Origin of the sequence: Albidovulum litorale, from assembly GCF_025751495.1 — a bacterium.
Classification (GTDB): Bacteria; Pseudomonadota; Alphaproteobacteria; order Rhodobacterales; family Rhodobacteraceae; genus Albidovulum; species Albidovulum litorale.
On sequence record NZ_JAOWKZ010000002.1, the window covers coordinates 543523 to 561098 of the forward strand.

At 61.9% G+C, this 17576-nt stretch carries 21 protein-coding genes and 1 pseudogene; 15 read left to right on the forward strand and 7 right to left on the reverse strand.

Going from position 1 to position 17576, the window contains the following annotated elements; genetic code table 11:
• The first annotated feature begins 23 nt into the window (after positions 1–23).
• Entirely contained in the window at positions 24–1280 is a 1257-nt protein-coding gene (locus OEZ71_RS08480; protein ID WP_412175613.1) for a lytic murein transglycosylase, read from the forward strand.
• A 74-nt stretch (positions 1281–1354) separates the two neighbouring features.
• Here the strand turns inward: OEZ71_RS08480 and OEZ71_RS08485 are convergent, their stop codons facing one another.
• Complete coding sequence (locus OEZ71_RS08485; RefSeq protein WP_263739511.1) at positions 1355–1621, reverse strand: hypothetical protein; 267 nt, start codon at positions 1619–1621, stop codon at positions 1355–1357.
• A gap of 238 nt (positions 1622–1859) precedes the next feature.
• Between OEZ71_RS08485 and OEZ71_RS08490 the strand changes: the two genes are divergently transcribed.
• Together OEZ71_RS08490 and OEZ71_RS08495 are read left to right on the forward strand one after the other, a co-directional pair.
• Positions 1860–2741 (forward strand): LysR family transcriptional regulator, encoded by an 882-nt coding sequence (locus OEZ71_RS08490; protein ID WP_263739512.1) that lies wholly within the window; start codon positions 1860–1862, stop codon positions 2739–2741.
• 2 nt (positions 2742–2743) lie between these two features.
• A complete protein-coding gene (locus tag OEZ71_RS08495; protein WP_263739513.1) occupies positions 2744–3646 on the forward strand; it encodes a DMT family transporter in 903 nt (300 codons plus the stop codon).
• Positions 3647–3706: 60 nt separating this feature from the next.
• Here OEZ71_RS08495 and OEZ71_RS08500 read toward each other — a convergent pair whose 3' ends face one another.
• Positions 3707–4045, reverse strand: a complete 339-nt coding sequence (locus OEZ71_RS08500) for an ArsR/SmtB family transcription factor (RefSeq protein ID WP_263739514.1) — start codon at positions 4043–4045, stop codon at positions 3707–3709.
• 151 nt (positions 4046–4196) lie between these two features.
• Between OEZ71_RS08500 and OEZ71_RS08505 the strand changes: the two genes are divergently transcribed.
• From OEZ71_RS08505 to OEZ71_RS08535, 7 genes are all read left to right on the forward strand, one after another.
• A complete protein-coding gene (locus tag OEZ71_RS08505) occupies positions 4197–5108 on the forward strand; it encodes a DMT family transporter (RefSeq protein ID WP_263739515.1) in 912 nt (303 codons plus the stop codon).
• 182 nt (positions 5109–5290) lie between these two features.
• Positions 5291–5620: an AtpZ/AtpI family protein gene (locus tag OEZ71_RS08510; protein ID WP_263739516.1), complete on the forward strand. Its 330-nt coding sequence runs from the start codon at positions 5291–5293 to the stop codon at positions 5618–5620.
• A 2-nt stretch (positions 5621–5622) separates the two neighbouring features.
• Positions 5623–6393 (forward strand): F0F1 ATP synthase subunit A, encoded by a 771-nt coding sequence (locus tag OEZ71_RS08515; RefSeq protein WP_263739517.1) that lies wholly within the window; start codon positions 5623–5625, stop codon positions 6391–6393.
• A 47-nt stretch (positions 6394–6440) separates the two neighbouring features.
• Positions 6441–6680 carry a F0F1 ATP synthase subunit C gene (locus tag OEZ71_RS08520; protein WP_263720507.1) on the forward strand — a complete coding sequence of 80 codons (240 nt, stop codon included), beginning with the start codon at positions 6441–6443 and terminating at the stop codon, positions 6678–6680.
• A gap of 80 nt (positions 6681–6760) precedes the next feature.
• The gene (locus OEZ71_RS08525; RefSeq protein ID WP_263739518.1) at positions 6761–7327 is read left to right on the forward strand and encodes a F0F1 ATP synthase subunit B'; all 567 of its coding nucleotides are present in this window, start codon (positions 6761–6763) and stop codon (positions 7325–7327) included.
• Positions 7328–7331: 4 nt separating this feature from the next.
• Positions 7332–7886 carry a F0F1 ATP synthase subunit B gene (locus tag OEZ71_RS08530; protein WP_263739519.1) on the forward strand — a complete coding sequence of 185 codons (555 nt, stop codon included), beginning with the start codon at positions 7332–7334 and terminating at the stop codon, positions 7884–7886.
• A 206-nt stretch (positions 7887–8092) separates the two neighbouring features.
• Complete coding sequence (locus OEZ71_RS08535; protein ID WP_263739520.1) at positions 8093–8977, forward strand: sulfotransferase domain-containing protein; 885 nt, start codon at positions 8093–8095, stop codon at positions 8975–8977.
• Positions 8978–9065: 88 nt separating this feature from the next.
• On the opposite strand, the gene OEZ71_RS08540 is transcribed toward OEZ71_RS08535, so the two are convergent.
• The 3 genes and pseudogenes from OEZ71_RS08540 to uvrB all read right to left on the reverse strand — a co-directional run bounded on the left by OEZ71_RS08540 (position 9066) and on the right by uvrB (position 12111).
• On the reverse strand, positions 9066–9305 hold the full coding sequence (locus tag OEZ71_RS08540) for an aspartate aminotransferase (RefSeq protein ID WP_263739521.1): 240 nt from the start codon (positions 9303–9305) through the stop codon (positions 9066–9068).
• 89 nt (positions 9306–9394) lie between these two features.
• On the reverse strand, positions 9395–9919 hold the full coding sequence (locus tag OEZ71_RS08545) for a hypothetical protein (protein WP_263739522.1): 525 nt from the start codon (positions 9917–9919) through the stop codon (positions 9395–9397).
• A 15-nt stretch (positions 9920–9934) separates the two neighbouring features.
• Positions 9935–12111 (reverse strand): annotated as a pseudogene (uvrB, locus tag OEZ71_RS08550) (excinuclease ABC subunit UvrB).
• A gap of 457 nt (positions 12112–12568) precedes the next feature.
• On the opposite strand from uvrB, the gene OEZ71_RS08555 reads away from it, so the two are divergent.
• On the forward strand, positions 12569–12880 hold the full coding sequence (locus tag OEZ71_RS08555; protein ID WP_263739524.1) for an ETC complex I subunit: 312 nt from the start codon (positions 12569–12571) through the stop codon (positions 12878–12880).
• A gap of 25 nt (positions 12881–12905) precedes the next feature.
• Here the strand turns inward: OEZ71_RS08555 and OEZ71_RS08560 are convergent, their stop codons facing one another.
• Together OEZ71_RS08560 and OEZ71_RS08565 are read right to left on the reverse strand one after the other, a co-directional pair.
• Positions 12906–13694, reverse strand: coding sequence for a dimethylarginine dimethylaminohydrolase family protein (locus tag OEZ71_RS08560; RefSeq protein WP_263739525.1), 789 nt, complete (start codon positions 13692–13694; stop codon positions 12906–12908).
• A gap of 34 nt (positions 13695–13728) precedes the next feature.
• On the reverse strand, positions 13729–14370 hold the full coding sequence (locus OEZ71_RS08565) for a TetR/AcrR family transcriptional regulator (RefSeq protein WP_263739526.1): 642 nt from the start codon (positions 14368–14370) through the stop codon (positions 13729–13731).
• An 80-nt stretch (positions 14371–14450) separates the two neighbouring features.
• On the opposite strand from OEZ71_RS08565, the gene OEZ71_RS08570 reads away from it, so the two are divergent.
• Genes OEZ71_RS08570 through OEZ71_RS08585 form a run of 4 tightly spaced genes read left to right on the forward strand, consistent with a single transcriptional unit; the run spans position 14451 to position 17568 of the window.
• Positions 14451–15251 carry an ABC transporter ATP-binding protein gene (locus OEZ71_RS08570; protein WP_263739527.1) on the forward strand — a complete coding sequence of 267 codons (801 nt, stop codon included), beginning with the start codon at positions 14451–14453 and terminating at the stop codon, positions 15249–15251.
• Between the two features lie 35 nt (positions 15252–15286).
• A complete protein-coding gene (locus OEZ71_RS08575) occupies positions 15287–16060 on the forward strand; it encodes a transporter substrate-binding domain-containing protein (protein WP_263739528.1) in 774 nt (257 codons plus the stop codon).
• Between the two features lie 6 nt (positions 16061–16066).
• Positions 16067–16792: an ABC transporter permease gene (locus tag OEZ71_RS08580; RefSeq protein ID WP_263739529.1), complete on the forward strand. Its 726-nt coding sequence runs from the start codon at positions 16067–16069 to the stop codon at positions 16790–16792.
• Positions 16789–17568, forward strand: coding sequence for an ABC transporter permease (locus OEZ71_RS08585; RefSeq protein ID WP_263739530.1), 780 nt, complete (start codon positions 16789–16791; stop codon positions 17566–17568). Before OEZ71_RS08580 ends, OEZ71_RS08585 begins: the two co-directional genes overlap by 4 nt.
• The last annotated feature ends 8 nt before the right edge of the window (positions 17569–17576 follow it).

The window sequence follows — 17576 nt, forward strand, 5'->3', positions numbered from 1 at the left end:
AGAAACGAGCAGGCAGGTGCGAGATGCTGAGAAAGGTGGGGCTGGTCATCACCATGGCGGTGGCGCCATGCGCAGCCTCGGCTTCCGGAGCGGTGCCCTCACTTGCGGGATCGCAGGACATTAGCATGCATGGACCCGAAAAGTTGGTGGCCGTGACCGCCAATGCAGGCTTTGATCGTTGGATCGAGGAATTTCGCGGCCGCGCGCTGGCAAAGGGAATCGATGCTGCGGTCTTTGACCGCGCCATGACCGGCATCGGCTACAATACCGACGTGATCGGGAAGGACCGCAACCAGAGTGAATTCACCAAGACGATCTGGGACTACCTCGACAGCGCGGCGTCCGACACGCGGATCGCCAACGGCAAGGCGGCACTGGCGGCGAACCGCGACCTGCTGGAGCGGATCGAGGCGGCCTACGGCGTCGAGAAGGAAGTCGTGGTGGCCATCTGGGGTCTGGAAAGCGCCTATGGAACCTTTCGCGGCTCAACGCCGATGATCGAAGCACTGGCAACGCTGGCCTACGATGGACGGCGCGGCACGTTTTTCGAAAGCCAGCTGATCGCTGCGCTAACGATTGTTCAGGCAGGTGATGTCGATCCACGCGCCATGACCGGAAGCTGGGCGGGCGCAATGGGGCATACGCAGTTCATCCCGACTTCCTACCTCGACTACGCGGTCGACTTCACCGGTGACGGCAAGCGCGACATCTGGTCCGACGATCCTTCTGACGCACTCGCCTCAACGGCCGCCTATCTGGCTGGATTCGGCTGGACGAAGGGCCAGCCCTGGGGGGTGGAGGTGCGTCTGCCCGACGGCTTCGACGTGGAACTGACCGGTGAGCGGATCAAGAAATCACCTGCCGACTGGGCCGTAATGGGTATCCGTGACATGGCGGGCAATCCGGTCTCGGATCACGGGCCCGCGTCGATCCTGCTCCCGGCGGGGGCGAAAGGTGCAGCTTTCATGATCTTCCAGAACTTCCACGTCATCGAACGCTACAACACGGCGGATGCCTATGTGATCGGGGTTGGCCATCTTGCCGATCGAATCCGCGGTGGCGACCCGATCCGCGCCGACTGGCCGCGGGAAGACCGGGCGCTGCTGCTGGCCGAGCGGCGGGAACTGCAGGAACGGCTGACAAGCGCGGGCTTTGACACTCAGGGCGTCGACGGCAAGATCGGTCCCAACACAATCGCCGCGATCCGGGCATTTCAACGCAAGGCAGGTCTGGTCCCGGATGGTTATGCCAGCCTCGATGTCCTTAAACGACTGAGATAAACCTCATCAACGGGCCGCACAAAAGAACGGCGCACGAAGGATATCCCTCGCGCGCCGTGCATCTGGTCACCGGATCAGCGGTCGGAGCCTTTGCTGAAGCCGCCACGCTCGGTCGCGACCGTGGCCGTGAAGTCAGCGCGCGAAACGGTGTTGCCGCCATCGGCATAGAAGGCCTTCAGCCGCGCCGCTTCATTTGCCTCGTCAGCCGAAGCGATTTCACCGATCTGGGCCTGCGTATAGACGCCCGGCTCAACACCGGCGGAGCGTTCCAGCTGGGTCGCGGCAAAGGCCGGGGCAGCAAGGGCAAGGGCGAGGGCGGAGAGGGTTACTTTAGCAATCATTGGTCTGTCCTTTCAGTGTCGCGGGATGTCCCGCAATGTGGGTGGCCCGGGAGCGATGGGCCGGTTTCGGGGAACCCGACCGGTTGGTTCGAAAGTGCCGGTCGCCGTTCGTGACACCGAGATAGGCATTGCATTCGCGCAGAAAATGCGGCTTTTTCCCTAGATCATGTTCACGGATGCACAATAACTTTTCGTGACAAACCTTGACGTAAAGTCAGACATTTCAAGGAGCTACGCGATGGACAACTGGGATGAGATACGGACAGCCTACCAGGTGGCCCGTATCGGCACGGTGTCCGGCGCCGCCGATGTGCTGGGTGTCCACCACGCCACCGTAATCCGCCATATCGACGCGCTCGAAGGGCGGCTTGGCGCGAAACTCTTTCAGCGCCACGCCCGCGGCTACACGGCGACCGAGGCCGGACAGGAGCTTCTGAAAGTCGCCCAGGCGACCGAGGATCAGTTCGCCCATCTCGCCGCCCGCATCGCCGGGGCGGGCAACGATATCACGGGTGAACTCGTTGTGACCTCGCTGCCCGGTCTTTCCGATCTGGTCACGCCCACGCTGGTGCGGCTGCAAACGGATTATCCCGACCTCCGCGTCCGCTATGTCTCGGACGCCCGCCTGTTCCGGTTGGAATACGGTGAGGCGCATGTTGCGATCCGCGCAGGTGGAAAGCCGCAGGAGCCCGATAACGTGGTGCAGAGTTTCTGCACCCACCGGCATGGGCTCTATGCCAGCCCGGCCTATATCGCCCGCCACGGCTTGCCGGAAAGCGAGACCGACCTACCACGTCACCGGTTCGTCGGCCCAGTCGATACCGAAAGCCGGGCACCGTATTACCGCTGGCTTATGGCGCTGGCGCCGGAGGGGGCCGTCACCTTCCGCGCAAATGAGGACCGCGTCGTGCTCGAGGCGGTGACGGGCGGGTCAGCGATTGGGTTTCTGCCGGTCCTCTTAGCGCGGCGCCATCCCGAGCTGGTCGAAGTGCTGCCGCAAAGACCTGAGTGGGACAGTCCGTTGTGGCTGGTCACCCATGTCGATCTGCACCGGACGCCACGTATCCAGCTCTTCCTCAAGGCGCTTAAGGAAGACGCGCAGGGCTGCGGAATGTGCTGACAATGTCGGGGCCCATGCGCGGCCATCTGGCGATGCTGCTCTTCTCGGCGCTGGTGGCTGGGTCGTTTTCGCTCGGCGCGCTGATGGCCAACCTGATTTCGCCCACAGCCTTTACGGCCCTGCGGTTCCTGCTTGCCGGGGTGATCATCGGCGCCCTCGTCTTCGCGACAACCGGCATGCCGCGACAGGCGCTGGCAGCGCCCTGGCGCTATGCGGCCCTGGGAACGATCTTCGCGAGCTACTTCATCCTGATGTTCGAAGGGCTGAAGACCGCGCCCGCCGTATCGGCGGCAGCCGTCTTTACGCTGACACCCGTTCTTTCAGCCGGGTTCGGCTGGCTCCTTCTGCGGCAGGTCACGACACCCCGCATCGCGGCGGCCCTCGCCATCGGCGCTGCAGGGGCGCTCTGGGTGATCTTCCGCGCCGACATCGCGGCACTGATGCGTTTCGAGGTCGGGCGAGGCGAGGCGATCTATTTCGTGGGCTGCATCGCGCATGCGGTCTATACCCCGCTTGTCCGACGCCTGAACCGGGGGGAAAGCCCGCTTGTCTTCACCTTCGGCATGCTGATCGCCGGAAGCATCGTGACCACGATCTATGGCTGGGGCGCGATCCGCGCGACCGACTGGTCCGCGCTGCCCATGATCGTCTGGGTAACCTTGGCCTATACGACAATCTTCGCCAGTGCCGCGACCTTCCTCCTTTTGCAATACGCAACCCTGCACCTGCCCTCCTCCAAAGTCATGGCCTATACCTATCTGACGCCGTCCTGGGTGATCCTCTGGCAGATCGCGCTCGGCCAGCCCGCCCCGCCTTTTCTTGTGGCGGCGGGTGTGGGGATGACAGCGCTGGCCCTGATCCTACTCCTGAAAGAGGAAACGCCGAGTCCCCGTCGATCCGAATGACCGCTGCTTTGCGGCGGGCATGAGATATGTCTTGTGTCCGCTTGCAGGCACTCAATCGGATTACGGCTGGTCAGGCAATTCGGTGGCAAGGAAGCGTTCAAATGCGTCGAAATCCACCGGATCGAACTGGCCGAAGCCCTGAATCCAGACTGTGGCGGCACGCATTGCGTCGGGTTCGAGCTTGCACCATTTGACGCGTCCGCGCCGTTCCTGGCTGATCAGCCCGGCTTCGGCCAGCACTACAAGGTGCTTTGATATCGCGGCCAGTGACATCTCGAACGGTTCGGCCACATCGGTCACCGCCATGTCGTCTTCCAGAAGCATGGTCAGGATCGCCCGCCGGGTCGGGTCGGCGAGGGCGGCGAAGATCGCGTCGAGACTCGGGGCGCGTCGGGTCATGGTGCAAACCTAGCCCGCCGCTCAGCTCCGTGAAAGACCGGTATCACAAGTGGTGATTAGCCGCGCCACAAAGCGCCATCCAAACCAGCAACTTCCGGGTGGACGCCGGTGCGGCAGCGGTGTTTGGTGCCAAGGGGTGAGGGAGACAATCATGCCGTTCAGATACTGGGCCCTGATCTTTGTTCTCGGCATCGGCTGGGGATCGTCGATGTTCTTCAACGAGATCCTGCTGCGCGAGCTTGGCCCGTTTCAGACCGGGCTCGGCCGCGTCGGCTTCGGGGCGCTCGGTTGCTGGCTCTGGCTGGCGGTGAGCGGGCGCATCGGCAAGGTCAGTCCCGCCTTCCTGCGGGATGTCGCGGTTTTCGGTCTGCTGCAATATGCCGTGCCCCTGACCATCTTTCCGGCCGCACAGCAGGTCATCACCTCGGGTGAAGCGGGCATCATCAATGCGCTGACACCGGTCATGGTCGTCATTGTCTCGCAGCTCTGGCCGGGGGGCGAGCGGGCAACATGGTTGAAGTCGCTCGGTGTCGCGGCGGGTTTTGCAGGTATCGTAACCCTGGCCCTGCCCGCGCTTGAAAAGGGGGCTTCCGGTGAATTCGGTGCGCTTTTGTTCTGCATGCTTGCGCCTTTGTGCTACGGTTTCGCGGTCAACTGGTTCCGCCGCTTCGGCCGCACCGATCCGGCGGTGATTACGGCGTGGTCGCTTCTGGCCGGAACCATTGCGCTAGCCCCGGTCGTGCTACTGACCGAAGGCGTTCCTGTCATTCAGCAGCCCGCGACATGGGGCGCGCTGTTCTTCATCGGTTTCGTTCTCACGGCGGCCTCGTTCATCCTGCTCTTCTGGCTTCTGCCGAGGGTGGGGGCGACGACGACGTCCACGATCACCTTCATAACCCCGGTTTCTGCGGTGACACTCGGCGTGATCTTCCTCGGCGAAGTTCTGACAACGGCCCATATCGCCGGAATGGCGCTGATATTCCTTGGCCTTCTCTTCATCGACGGGCGGATCGTGCGGCGCCTTCTGAGACGTGCGCCCGGCAATCCTCAACCGGGTGGTTGAATATGCCAAATACACGCGATCCAGCGATTTCGTGGGGCGGTGAGCGCATCTGGTCAAATCGAGCCGGAATTTAAATTATTTATTATCAGTAATTTAGATGGAATTCTCCGCTTGAAACCCTGCATTGACTCAAACGCCCCCGCGCTCTAGCAATCGCGCAACTGTCCGAGGGGGCGTTTTCGATGTCCGACGAGCCCGATCCTGAGCGTCTTGAGGCGCTTGAGAAACGGCTCGCTGAGATCAAAAAGGCCAGCGCGCCGAAGCCCCGGGTGGACGAACATTATTCCGCCGCGAGCCAAGGCTGGCGGATGGTGATCGAACTGGTGGCCGGATTGGGCATCGGTTTCGGTATCGGATACGGGCTGGATACGGTCTTCGGGACCATGCCGCTGTTTCTGGTGCTGTTCATATTGCTGGGCTTCGTGGCCGGGGTGAAGACGATGCTTCGCACGGCCAAGGAAATCCAGGACGCACAGGCGGCGGGCAAGCCCGCGAGCGACGAAGGGGAATAGACGTGGCGACGGCAGAGCAAAGCGAAGGTCTGACTTTCCATCCGATGGATCAGTTCATCGTCAAGCCGCTCTTCGGCGGCGAGGGTGTCGGCATGCTGACGCCCACCAATGTGACGCTCTGGATGGCGATCACGGTTCTTGCGATCACCGCGCTTTTCGTGCTCGGCACCCGTGGCCGCGCGATCATCCCGAGCCGGATGCAGTCGGTGGCAGAACTGGCCTATGGCTTCGTCCATAAGATGGTTGAGGACGTGGCCGGCAAGGACGCGCTGAAGTTCTTCCCCTATATCTTCACGCTCTTCTGCTTCATCGTGTTTTCGAACTTCCTCGGCCTTCTGCCGAAAGCCTTCACCACGACGAGCCATATCGCCGTGACCGCCGTGATGGCCGTCGCCGTCTTCCTGACTGTGACCATCGTCGGCTTCGTCAAGAACGGCGCGGGTTTCCTGTCGCTCTTCTGGGTTTCGTCGGCGCCCCTCGCGCTGCGCCCGGTTCTGGCGCTGATCGAGATCATTTCCTACTTCGTGCGCCCCGTCAGCCACTCGATCCGACTTGCCGGCAACATGATGGCCGGTCACGCCGTGATCAAGGTTTTCGCGGCCTTCGCGCCCCTCGTCCTCATCTCCGGCGTCGGCATCGCCGTTACGCCACTCTCGATCCTTGCCATCACCGCGATGTACGGGCTCGAGATCCTCGTGGCCTTCATTCAGGCCTATGTCTTCACCATCCTGACCTGCGTCTACCTCAAGGATGCGCTGCATCCGCACCACTGACCCAGGTCTTTCACCAACACTGCTAATCCAATCGTAAGGAGATCAACATGGAACTCGCAGCAGCAGCAGCTCTCGGCAAATTCATCGGCGCTGGCCTTGCCTGTATCGGCATGGGCGGCTCGGCCATGGGTGTGGGCAACGTCGCCGGCAACTTCCTCGCCGGTGCTCTGCGCAACCCGTCGGCGGCCGCTGGCCAGACCGCGACCCTCTTCATCGGCATCGCGTTTGCCGAAGCGCTCGGGATCTTCTCGTTCCTCGTCGCACTTCTGCTGATGTTCGCCGTCTGAACCTCGACTGACCATCCTTACGGCCGGATGGGTGCACATGCGCCCATCCGGGTTGTATAACAGGTTTCGAGGGGGCCGAGATGGCAAACACAACGACAGAAGCGGCGAGCGAAGCTGCCGGCCACGCGGCCGAAGCGGCGGGACACGCGGCGGAATCCGCGGGCATGCCGCAGCTCGATTTCGCGACCTTCCCGAACCAGATCTTCTGGCTCGTGGTTGCGCTGATCGTGATCTATTTCATCCTCTCGCGCATCGCGCTGCCGAGGATCGGCGGGATTATTGCGGATCGTCAGTCGACGATCACCAATGACCTTGCCGCGGCCGAGGACCTGAAGGCCAAGGCCGAAGAGGCCGAGAAGGCTTATAATCAGGCGCTGATCGACGCGCGGGCCGAGGCGAACAAAATCGTCGCCGAAGCACGGTCCGAGATCCAGAAGGATCTCGACAAGGCCACCGCCAAGGCGGATGCCGAGATCGCCGCGAAAGCCGCTGAATCGGCCAAGCGGATCGAGGAGATCCGCGCCAATGCCGCCAAGGACGTGGCCGAGGTCGCCAAGTCGGCGGCTGGCGATATCGTTGCGGCCTTCGGCGCCAAGGCCGATGCCAAGACGGTGACGGCGGCGATCACTGAACGGCTGAAAGGGTAAGGGCATGAAGAAACTCGTGACACTCCTCGCCCTGACCGCGACGCCCGCAATGGCGGCGTCGGGGCCGTTCTTCTCGCTCCGCAACACCGACTTCGTGGTGACGGTTTCGTTCCTCTTGTTCGTCGGCGTGCTGATCTACTTCAAGGTCCCGTCGCTGCTGGGCAACCTCCTCGACAAGCGCGCGGCTGGCATCAAGTCCGACCTCGATGAAGCGCGCGCGCTGCATGACGAGGCACGCTCCATCCTTGCCTCCTATGAGCGCAAGCAGAAGGAAGTGCAGGAACAGGCCGAGCGGATCGTTGAAACCGCGAAGCGTGAGGCGATGGCAGCAGCCGAACAGGCCAAGCAAGACCTCAAGGCCTCGATCGCGCGGCGGCTTGCGGCGGCTGAGGATCAGATCGCCTCGGCAGAGGCCGCAGCAGTGCGCGAAGTGCGCAACAGCGCGGTCAATATCGCGGTGGCGGCAGCGGGCGACCTGATCGCCAAGCAGATGTCGGCGGCCGAGAAGAACAAGCTGATCGACGCTGCGATTGGCGAGGTCGAGACCAAGCTGCACTGAACGGCCAAGGACACTTAAAGATCAAGGCCGGGGATTTCCCCGGCCTTTTCGTTTGCCGCGTCGCTTTCCCTGACCAACTGGCCGTTCTCTCGGAACTTCCGTCGCCGACGTCTGCCGAATTGGCAAAATTCTTGATCGCCCCCCGAAACCGCGCAAAGCTGACAGCCGGGCGCTGCGCCGTTCCTGATCAGTTGGGGGGCTGAGACATGGAGTTTCCGACACGTTCCGCCAGGTATGAGGGGCCGCTCACCACAACCGCCATCTGGGAGGATTTCAGCGTTCGCCCGGATGATGTGATCGTCGTGACCCCGCCGAAATGCGGCACGACCTGGACGCAGATGATCGTAACGGGCCTGATCGCGGGCAGGCCGCTCAGCCCCAAGGAAATGGGCGAGGTTTCGCCCTGGCTCGACTGTGCTCTGGACGATCCGAATGACGCCAAGGCCCTGCTTGACGCGCAAGGTTTCCGCCGCTGTATCAAGAGCCACACGCCGTTTGACGGCATCACCTATGACCCCAGCGCCACCTATATTGCAGTCTATCGCCACCCGATCGACGTGCATTTCTCGATGCGCCACCACGCGGCGCATATGCAAAGCGACGTGATGCGGGTGCGCTACCCCGACGATATCCAGACCGCCTTCGGTATGTTCCTGCGGGATGAGCTTTACAACGGCTCGAACGACGCGCTGGACCTGCATTCGATCGCCTATCACTACAGGTCCTTCAAACGGTGGGAGCATCTGAAGAACGTCCACCTCTTCCACTATGCCGACATGGTGGCCGATCCGGCGGGGTCGGTGCGGCGGATCGCCCGGATCCTCGGCATGGACGACTCCGCGCCGCTGATCGACACGATCGTGGAAGGGACGCAGTTCGCCAATCTCAAGAAACAGGCCGCCGCCGCCGACCGCGAGGCCGAGAGCCCCGAATTCTATCTCGGGGCCAAGGTCTTCAATGACGCGAAGTCGAACAAGTGGGAAGGCAAGCTCCACGCGGCCGATCTGGAGGCCTTTGACACGCGTATCCGCGCGCTTCTGCCCGAGGCGCAGGCCCAATGGCTGCTCTGGGGGTCGAAGGGACAGCCCTGACTTCGGCGATCCCTTGCGTTCGGGGGCGGGCGCCGAAATCCTGCAAGGATTTCGGGCCGCTTTCTTTTCAAGAAAGCGGGTCCCCGCCTTACCGGGGAGGGGTAAGCCAGCGGATGGGTGCGCGATTGCAGAAGATGATGAGTTGGCCCGCGTTCTCGGCGACCTGATAGCCGCGCCTGTCGACCTCGGCCATGAACAGCGCCATGCCCGCGAAGCGTTCAATGTCCCGCGCCTTGCGGCGGATCACGGCTCCTTCCTGCACCGCTTTCGAGGTGAAGAGGTCCTTCAGCCAGACCTCGGGCGAGAGAGGCGAGCTCGCGTTCCGCATAAACGGAGGATTGGCGTGGGATGATTAAGGGCGGATTAACTTCGGCGTGTAATCAACCATCTCGAGTTGCGAACCCACCCATCATTTATCTAGTCGATGCGGCGCAAAATCTGTTCCCGTTTGATCTTGGCAACAAATCTAGTAAAGCGATCCATCACCTCGATCGTATGATAGACAACACCTCGAACCTCGAATGCCATCCCGAGTTGTTCATGTATGCCCGTTATCGAATTCTCTCGAGAAACGGGTTGTCCACTTCGTGCGAGTTCCTGTTTTGCAAATGGCATGCGTAGCTCAGCCAGATAATGCTTTAGATCCAGTAAGCCCTGATGCAGTGAAGGATCAAAACACGCCTTATTTTGACACATAGTTCTGGTCACCTCGTAAGCGCCGAGAGTCCAGAGCCAGAAAAGATCATACGCTTGAGCGACATTTCCGTTAACCGTAGACGAGTTGTCAGATGTTTTGACAACTTCAATTGAGTTTTCAATTAGTTGTCTTGTCCGAGTAAGTGCTTGTATCTGAACCTGCGTCGACAACGAAAAAAGCAGGATGGGAAACTGGTCCTTCAGTTTTTCAATGGCATCCTTGTCTGAAGTGGTCGACATCTGCATTGACCTTTCCATCCACTACCCTCTCCGCCTCTTCCCGCCACGCTGCCCGGTCTCCCGGCTGTTGAGCGCCCCGCCTTCACGCCAGCGGCCTCCACCGCTTCCTCCACCGCCGACTGGCGTGCCAGGGGATCGTCGGACAGCACCAGATCGACCGCCTCCAGCCGCTTGATCTCGTCCCTCAGCCGTGCGGCCTCCTCGAATTCCAGGTTCTCGGCGGCTTTCCGCATCTGAACGCGCAGCCCGTCGAGATGCGCCTCCAAATTGGCGCCGTGCATGGGTTTGTCGACCTTCGCCGTCACCCGGTTCATGTCGACATCACCCTTGTAGAGCCCGGCCAGAATGTCCTCGACATTCTTCTTCACCGTCGCGGGAGTGATGCCGTGGGCCTCGTTATAGGCCACCTGCTTTTCCCGTCGCCGGTTGGTCTCGGCCAGCGCGCGTTCCATCGATCCCGTCACCCGGTCGGCATACATGATGACGCGGCCCTCAGCGTTGCGCGCGGCGCGGCCGATGGTCTGGATCAGCGAGGTTTCGGATCGCAGAAAGCCCTCCTTATCCGCATCCAATATCGCCACCAGCCCGCATTCGGGGATATCCAGCCCCTCGCGCAGTAGGTTGATGCCGACGAGGACGTCGAAGGCCCCAAGGCGCAGATCGCGCAGGATCTCGATCCGTTCGATCGTGTCGATGTCACTGTGCATGTAGCGGACGCGGATGCCCTGTTCGTGCATGTATTCGGTCAGATCCTCGGCCATGCGCTTGGTCAGCGTCGTGACGAGGGTGCGGAAGCCCTTGGCGGCGACCTTGCGGACCTCATCCAGCAAATCGTCAACCTGCATCTCGACGGGGCGGATTTCGACCTGCGGGTCCAAGAGGCCGGTGGGGCGGATCACCTGTTCGGTGAAGACGCCGCCGGTCTGCTCCAGCTCCCACGCCGCCGGAGTGGCCGAGACGAACACCGATTGCGGCCGCATCGCGTCCCATTCCTCGAACTTCAACGGCCGGTTGTCCATGCAGGAGGGCAGGCGGAACCCGTGTTCGGCCAACGTGAACTTGCGCCGGTAGTCGCCCTTGTACATGCCGCCGATCTGGGGGACGGATACGTGGCTTTCGTCGGCGAAGACGATGGCGTGGTCGGGGATGAATTCGAACAAGGTGGGGGGCGGTTCGCCGGGGGCACGGCCGGTCAGGTAGCGCGAATAATTCTCGATCCCGTTGCAGACGCCGGTTGCCTCCAGCATCTCCAGATCGAAATTGGTGCGCTGTTCCAGCCGCTGGGCTTCCAGAAGCTTGCCTTCCTCCTGCAACTGCTTCAGCCGCCCCGCCAGTTCCTTGCGGATGCCGGTGATCGCCTGCTGCATGGTCGGGCGTGGGGTGACGTAGTGGGAGTTGGCGTAGATGCGGATCTTTTCGAACGTGTCGGTCTTCTGCCCGGTCAGCGGATCGAATTCGGTGATCCCTTCCAACTCCTCGCCGAAGAAGCTGAATTTCCACGCCCGGTCCTCCAGGTGGGCAGGCCAGACATCAACCGTATCGCCCTTCACGCGAAACGCCCCGCGCTGGAAGGCGGCGTCCGCGCGGCGGTATTGCTGGGCGACGAGGTCCGCGATGAACTTGCGCTGTTCGTAGAGCGAGCCCACCTCCATGTCCTGGGTCATCGCCGAATAGGTCTCGACCGAGCCGATGCCGTAGATGCAGGAGACGGAGGCGACGATGATCACGTCATCGCGTTCCAGAAGCGCCCGTGTGGCCGAATGGCGCATCCGGTCGATCTGTTCGTTGATCTGGGATTCCTTTTCTATGTAGGTGTCCGAGCGGGGCACATAGGCCTCGGGCTGGTAGTAGTCGTAGTAGCTGACGAAATATTCGACGGCATTGTCGGGGAAGAAGCCCTTGAACTCACCGTAAAGCTGGGCAGCCAGCGTCTTGTTCGGGGCGAGGATGATGGCGGGGCGCTGGGTCTCCTCGATCACCTTGGCCATGGTGAAGGTCTTGCCGGTGCCGGTGGCACCCAGAAGCACCTGATCGCGCTCGCCCTCTTTCACGCCCTCGGAAAGTTCCGCGATGGCCGTAGGCTGATCGCCAGCAGGCGCAAAATCGGTCTTCATGAAAAAGCGCCGCCCGCCTTCAAGTTTCGGCCTTGTCAGGACCTCCGGGCGCGGAGACGGGGCGTTGGTATTGTTGTGGGGCATGGTGATTCCTTTGGCCCCCCAGATTTGATCTGTTTTTGTTCCGGTTCAAGGCGGGCAACGGCGGAATATTGTCTCTGTTTTGTAAGAAATTTACCGTGATTGCCGCCATCGCCTCCGCAGCGGCAACAATTAAGGATCATGTCGCAAGCGCGGCGTTTTTTTGGCCGATTTATCAACTTTAGGTTGAACTTGCTCTTGGTCCAGCATAGCATGATCTTGCAAGCAGCAACTGACTGCCGGTCGATGGCACCCACCCAGCCACCACCACCCACCTTCGCTCCCTAGAGCGCCGACCGGCAGTCAGCCTTTTCCTCTGTATCCTGAAAAAATCCCCCAATTCGACCGCTGTTAAGTCAGCACGTCCAACTGTTTCCAGACCGCCAGCGCATGTGTCATGCCTCTTGCATTACCCTGTCGGTTTCCCGATAAGAATGGCGCATCCAAGGGGAGACAGCCCATGCGCGCGCGCATCTATCAGCCGGCCCGTAACGCCATGCAGTCGGGCACCGCGAAAACCCGGCAATGGATTCTGGATTTCGCCCCCGCAGAGGCGCGTGAAGTCGATCCGCTGATGGGATGGACCGGGTCAGGCGATACGCAGGCGCAGGTACGGTTGCGTTTCGACAGCCGCGAGGCGGCCGAAGAATATGCCCGGACGAATGGCATCGACTATGTCGTGACCGAACCGCACAAGCGCAAGCCGAATATCCGCCCCCGCGGCTATGGCGAAAACTTCGCCACCGACCGCAAGGGCGCGTGGACGCACTGACCTGACAGGCTAGGCCGACGCGGCGTCAGAACCGCAACGATAGGCAGGACATGCCGCCATCCAGCTTGGCGCATTCGCTGTTACCGATCTCGCGGAGCTGATAGCCCGCGTCGCGCAGGCGCTGCGCCGTTCCCGGGAAACCCGCTGCCATCAGCACAAGATCATTGAACCGGATCGCATTGGCTGCGGCCTCCTCGCCCTGTGCGGTCAGGATAACGCGGTAGCCTTCGAAGCAGCCGGACCGCGCCAGTCGTTCGGTCGCCAATATGGTTTCGCCATCCAGGAGCGAGCAGTCAGTCTTGAAATGCAGAACACCGTCCGGAACGCGCACTTCGCGCAGAGGCCGATCCCAACCGGCAAGGATTTCGGCCAACTCTGCGATGCCGTCCGCATTCGTCCGCGCCGACTGACCCACCAGCACCTCGCGCCCGGTTGTCAGGATATCGCCGCCTTCAATCGTGCCGGGGCCTTCGATCTGGCGAATGTCGTCGAACAGCGGTCGAAGCGACGGGGCCATCGCAGCCACCTCGCCAAGGCGCGACGGTGCTCCGGGCCGCATCAGGACCGCGCCCTCAGGCAGACAAAGCGCGGTGTCTTCAACGAAAACCGCATCAGGATAGTCTTCAAGCGGAGGAAGCACGGTCACATCTGCCCCGGTCTCCCTCAGCGCGGCGACGTAATCGGCATGGTGCCTCAGCATCAGCGCAAGATCCGGCGTGCCGGTATCGACCGCACGCAATCCGGCCACGATGCTCTTGCCGGGTTGGCGGGTAATGGCCCGGCTGAATTGCCAGGACGTGTCCTTGGTGGTCATCTCTGTCTCTCGTTTTTGGTTATCTCGACCGTGTTCATGCCTGCCCATCTGTCAGGGTAAGGCCGATGATCGCCCCGATCGATTGCAGGCCGATCTGGCTCAGTTCTCCGCCGTCGAAGGCGTCGGGCAACGCACCACCTTCCAGCCACAACCCGTCGATCACCGCATTGCAGGCGATCGCTAGGCTGCGGGCTTCTTCGGCGGTGACCATGCGCCCCGCTTCTGCAAGGGCGGCGGCAATCATAGCTTGCAAAAGATCGCGGTAGTGCAGGTAGGTCTTTTCATGGGTGGAGCGCATGGCCGAATCGCGGCGGACCATATGGATGAACCCTGCCCAGAGCGACAGCGCCATCGGTTCGGCGACCGGCGGCGTGACCGATGCATGAACAAGGCGCGCCAGGCGCTGCCGGGCGTTGCCGCCGCCATTGTCGTGGGTCGCCTGCGACATCTCGGTCTGGGCCTGCATATGGGCCTGATAAGCCGCATTCACCAAGTCCTGCTTGGATAAAAAATAGTGCCTTATCATGCCCTGCGTGACGCCAGCCTCTTCGGCAATGGCCCGGACCGTCACCGCCGAAGGTCCGCGCGTGGCCATCAGCGAAAGGGTGGCGCGGATCAGCGCCTCCTTTCGGCTGTCAGGGTCTTCGCGGGTGAAGCGGCGGCGGTCTCCGGGCACGAATTTCCGGCCTCTGTAATTATACACTTGCAGAATTACTCGTTTTGACCGTTACTACAACCAGATTCTCGGAGCATGGAATGACCGAAGCGATCGCAACAGACAGGACGGAACCCGCCGCCGCGCCGGCTGAGGAGGCAATCCGCGTCGAGGACCTTCACAAATCCTTCGGCCATCTTGAGGTGCTGAAGGGCGTCAACATGTCCGCGAAGAAGGGCGATGTCGTCGCGATCATCGGCGGCTCGGGGTCGGGCAAGTCGACGATGCTGCGCTGCATCAACTTCCTTGAAACCCCGACCTCCGGCCGCATCGTGATCGGCGGAGAAGAGATCGCCATGCGCGCCGACGGGTCGCCCGCAAGCCGCAAGCAGATCGAGCGGGTGCGCTCCCGCCTTGGCATGGTGTTTCAGGCCTTCAACCTCTGGACCCACCGCACGCTGATCGAGAACGTGACCGAAGTGCCGGTTCATGTCCTTGGCGTGCCGAAGGCCGAGGCCCATGACCGGGCCATGGCGCTTCTGGAGCGGGTCGGTCTTGCCGACAAGGCCGCGACCTATCCGGCCTTTCTCTCGGGCGGTCAGCAGCAGCGCGCGGCGATCGCCCGCGCGCTGGCCATCGACCCGTCGGTGATGCTCTTCGATGAACCGACGAGTGCGCTTGACCCGGAACTGGTGGGCGAGGTGCTGACCGTTATCCGCGATCTGGCAGCCGAGGGGCGCACGATGCTTTTGGTCACGCATGAGATGAAATTCGCACGCGAAGTTTCTGATCATGTGATCTATCTTTTCGAAGGCCGGATTGAGGAGCAGGGCCCGCCCGAGGCGGTGTTCGGCGCGCCGAAGTCCGAGCGGCTTAAACAATTCCTGAAATCTGTCGCCTAACGGCAGAAACAACCAACCAGAACGGGGAGACTACAATGAAACTGAAATCCACTTTCGCGGCGGGCATCGCCGCTCTGGCGCTGTTCACGGGCGCGGCTGCGGCCCAGGAGGTCAAGATCGGCATCGCGGCCGAACCCTATCCGCCCTTCGCCTCGCTCGACGCCTCGGGCAACTGGGTCGGCTGGGAGGTCGAGATCATCAATGCAGTCTGCGCTGCGGCAGAACTGAACTGCGTCATCACGCCGGTCGCATGGGACGGCATCATCCCGTCGCTGACCGGCCAGCAGATCGACGCGATCATGGCGTCGATGTCGATCACCGAAGAGCGGATGCAGACCATCGACTTCTCCGACAAATACTACGACACGCCGACGGTGATCGTGGCTGACAAGTCGGCTGATATCGCCCCCACACCGGAAGGGCTTGCGGGCAAGATCCTCGGCGTTCAGGCCTCGACGATCCACCAGACCTATGCCCAACAATACTTCACCGACGCTGCCGAGATTCGCGTCTATCAGACCCAGGACGAGATCAACCAGGACCTCGCCGCCGGACGCATCGACGCGACCCAGGCCGACAGCATCGCGATGGATGATTTCGTGAATTCGGATGCTGGTGCCTGCTGCGAGATCAAGGGCTCGGTCGCGAACGACACGTCGATCCTCGGGCTCGGTGTCGGTGCGGGCGTGCGCAAGGGCGATGACGCGCTGCGCGAAAAGCTGAACGCGGGTATCGCCGCGATCCGCGCTGACGGCACCTATGACAAGATCACCGAAGGCTACTTCTCATCCTCCATCTATGGCGGCTGATAGCCTGTGGAACAGGTCATAGAGCTTTTGTCTCTTTCCCCCCCGGGCTGGGGGGGAAACCTGCTGCGCGGACTTCTCCACTCACTGGAAATCGCGTTAGGCGCCTTTGGGTTCGGCCTTCTGATCGGGCTTGGAGGCGCCATCGGGAAGCTCTATGGCGGGCCCATTCTGCGTGACATCCTCGCCGTCTACACGACCGTGGTCCGGGCGGTGCCCGAACTGGTCCTGATCCTGATCCTCTATTATGTCGGCACCGACCTCATCAACAAAGCGGCCGGGGCCATGGGCTATGGCCGGGTCGAGATCAGCGGTGTCGCCGCCGGGATCTGGGTGCTTGGGGTCGTGCAAGGCGCCTACGCGACCGAGATCCTGCGCGGCGCGATCAAGGCGATCCCGATCGGCCAGATCGAGGCCGCCCGCGCCTTCGGGATGCCACCCCTGAAGATGCTGCGTCGGGTGACGATCCCGGCGATGATGTCCTTCGCCATTCCGGGTCTCGCCAATCTCTGGCTCATCGCGACCAAGGATACCGCGCTTCTCGCCGTGGTCGGCTTTAATGAACTGACGCTGGAAACGCGGCAGGCCGCCGCTTCGACGCGAGCCTATTTCACCTTCTTCCTTGCCGCCGGGGCGCTTTACCTGATGGTCACTCTCGTCTCGGGCCGGGTCTTCGCCCGGATCGAGAAATGGGCGCGCAAGGGTCAACCGGGTCACCGGAGGGCTGGCGCATGATCACGCTGCGCTCTCTCCTCGTGCCGCACCGGATTGCGATGATGGCGGTCTTTGCAGCCCTCGTCCTCTGGTGCGCCTACGCCCTGCGCTGGGACTGGATTCCGAAATACGCGCCGCTTGCGGCAGAGGGCATCTGGCGCACGATCTGGATTCTGGCCGTCACTTCCGTCCTCGGCTTTCTTCTGGCGATACCCCTTGGCCTCGCTCAGGCGATCGGTCCGTGGTACCTCGCCGCGCCCGCCCGCACCTTCTGCACGATCATTCGCGGCACGCCACTCTTGTTGCAGATATGGCTCCTCTATTACGGGCTCGGTTCGCTCTTCCCGCAATATCCGTGGATCCGCGAAAGCGAGCTTTGGCCCTATCTCAGGCAGGCTTGGCCTTATGCAGTCCTTGCACTGACATTGTCCTATGCGGGCTATGAGGGCGAAGTGATGCGCGGCGCCTTTGCAGGCGTCCAGCGCGGCCAGATCGAAGCAGCACAGGCCTTTGGGATGCCCCGTTTCACCATGTTCCGCCGCATCTGGCTGCCTCAGGCAATTCAGAATGCACTGCCTACGCTCGGCGGGGAAACGATCCTGCAGCTCAAGGCAACCCCGCTGGTCGCAACCATCGCCATCGTCGAAAGTTACGCGGTTGCGTCACGGGTCCGGCAGGATACGTTCATCGTCTATGAACCTCTCCTGTTGCTCGCCGTTGTCTACATGATCATCGCGGGTATCCTCGCCTTCGGCTTCCGCAAACTCGAACAACGAGTGCCGGTCAAGGGACACTGAGCGCCGGG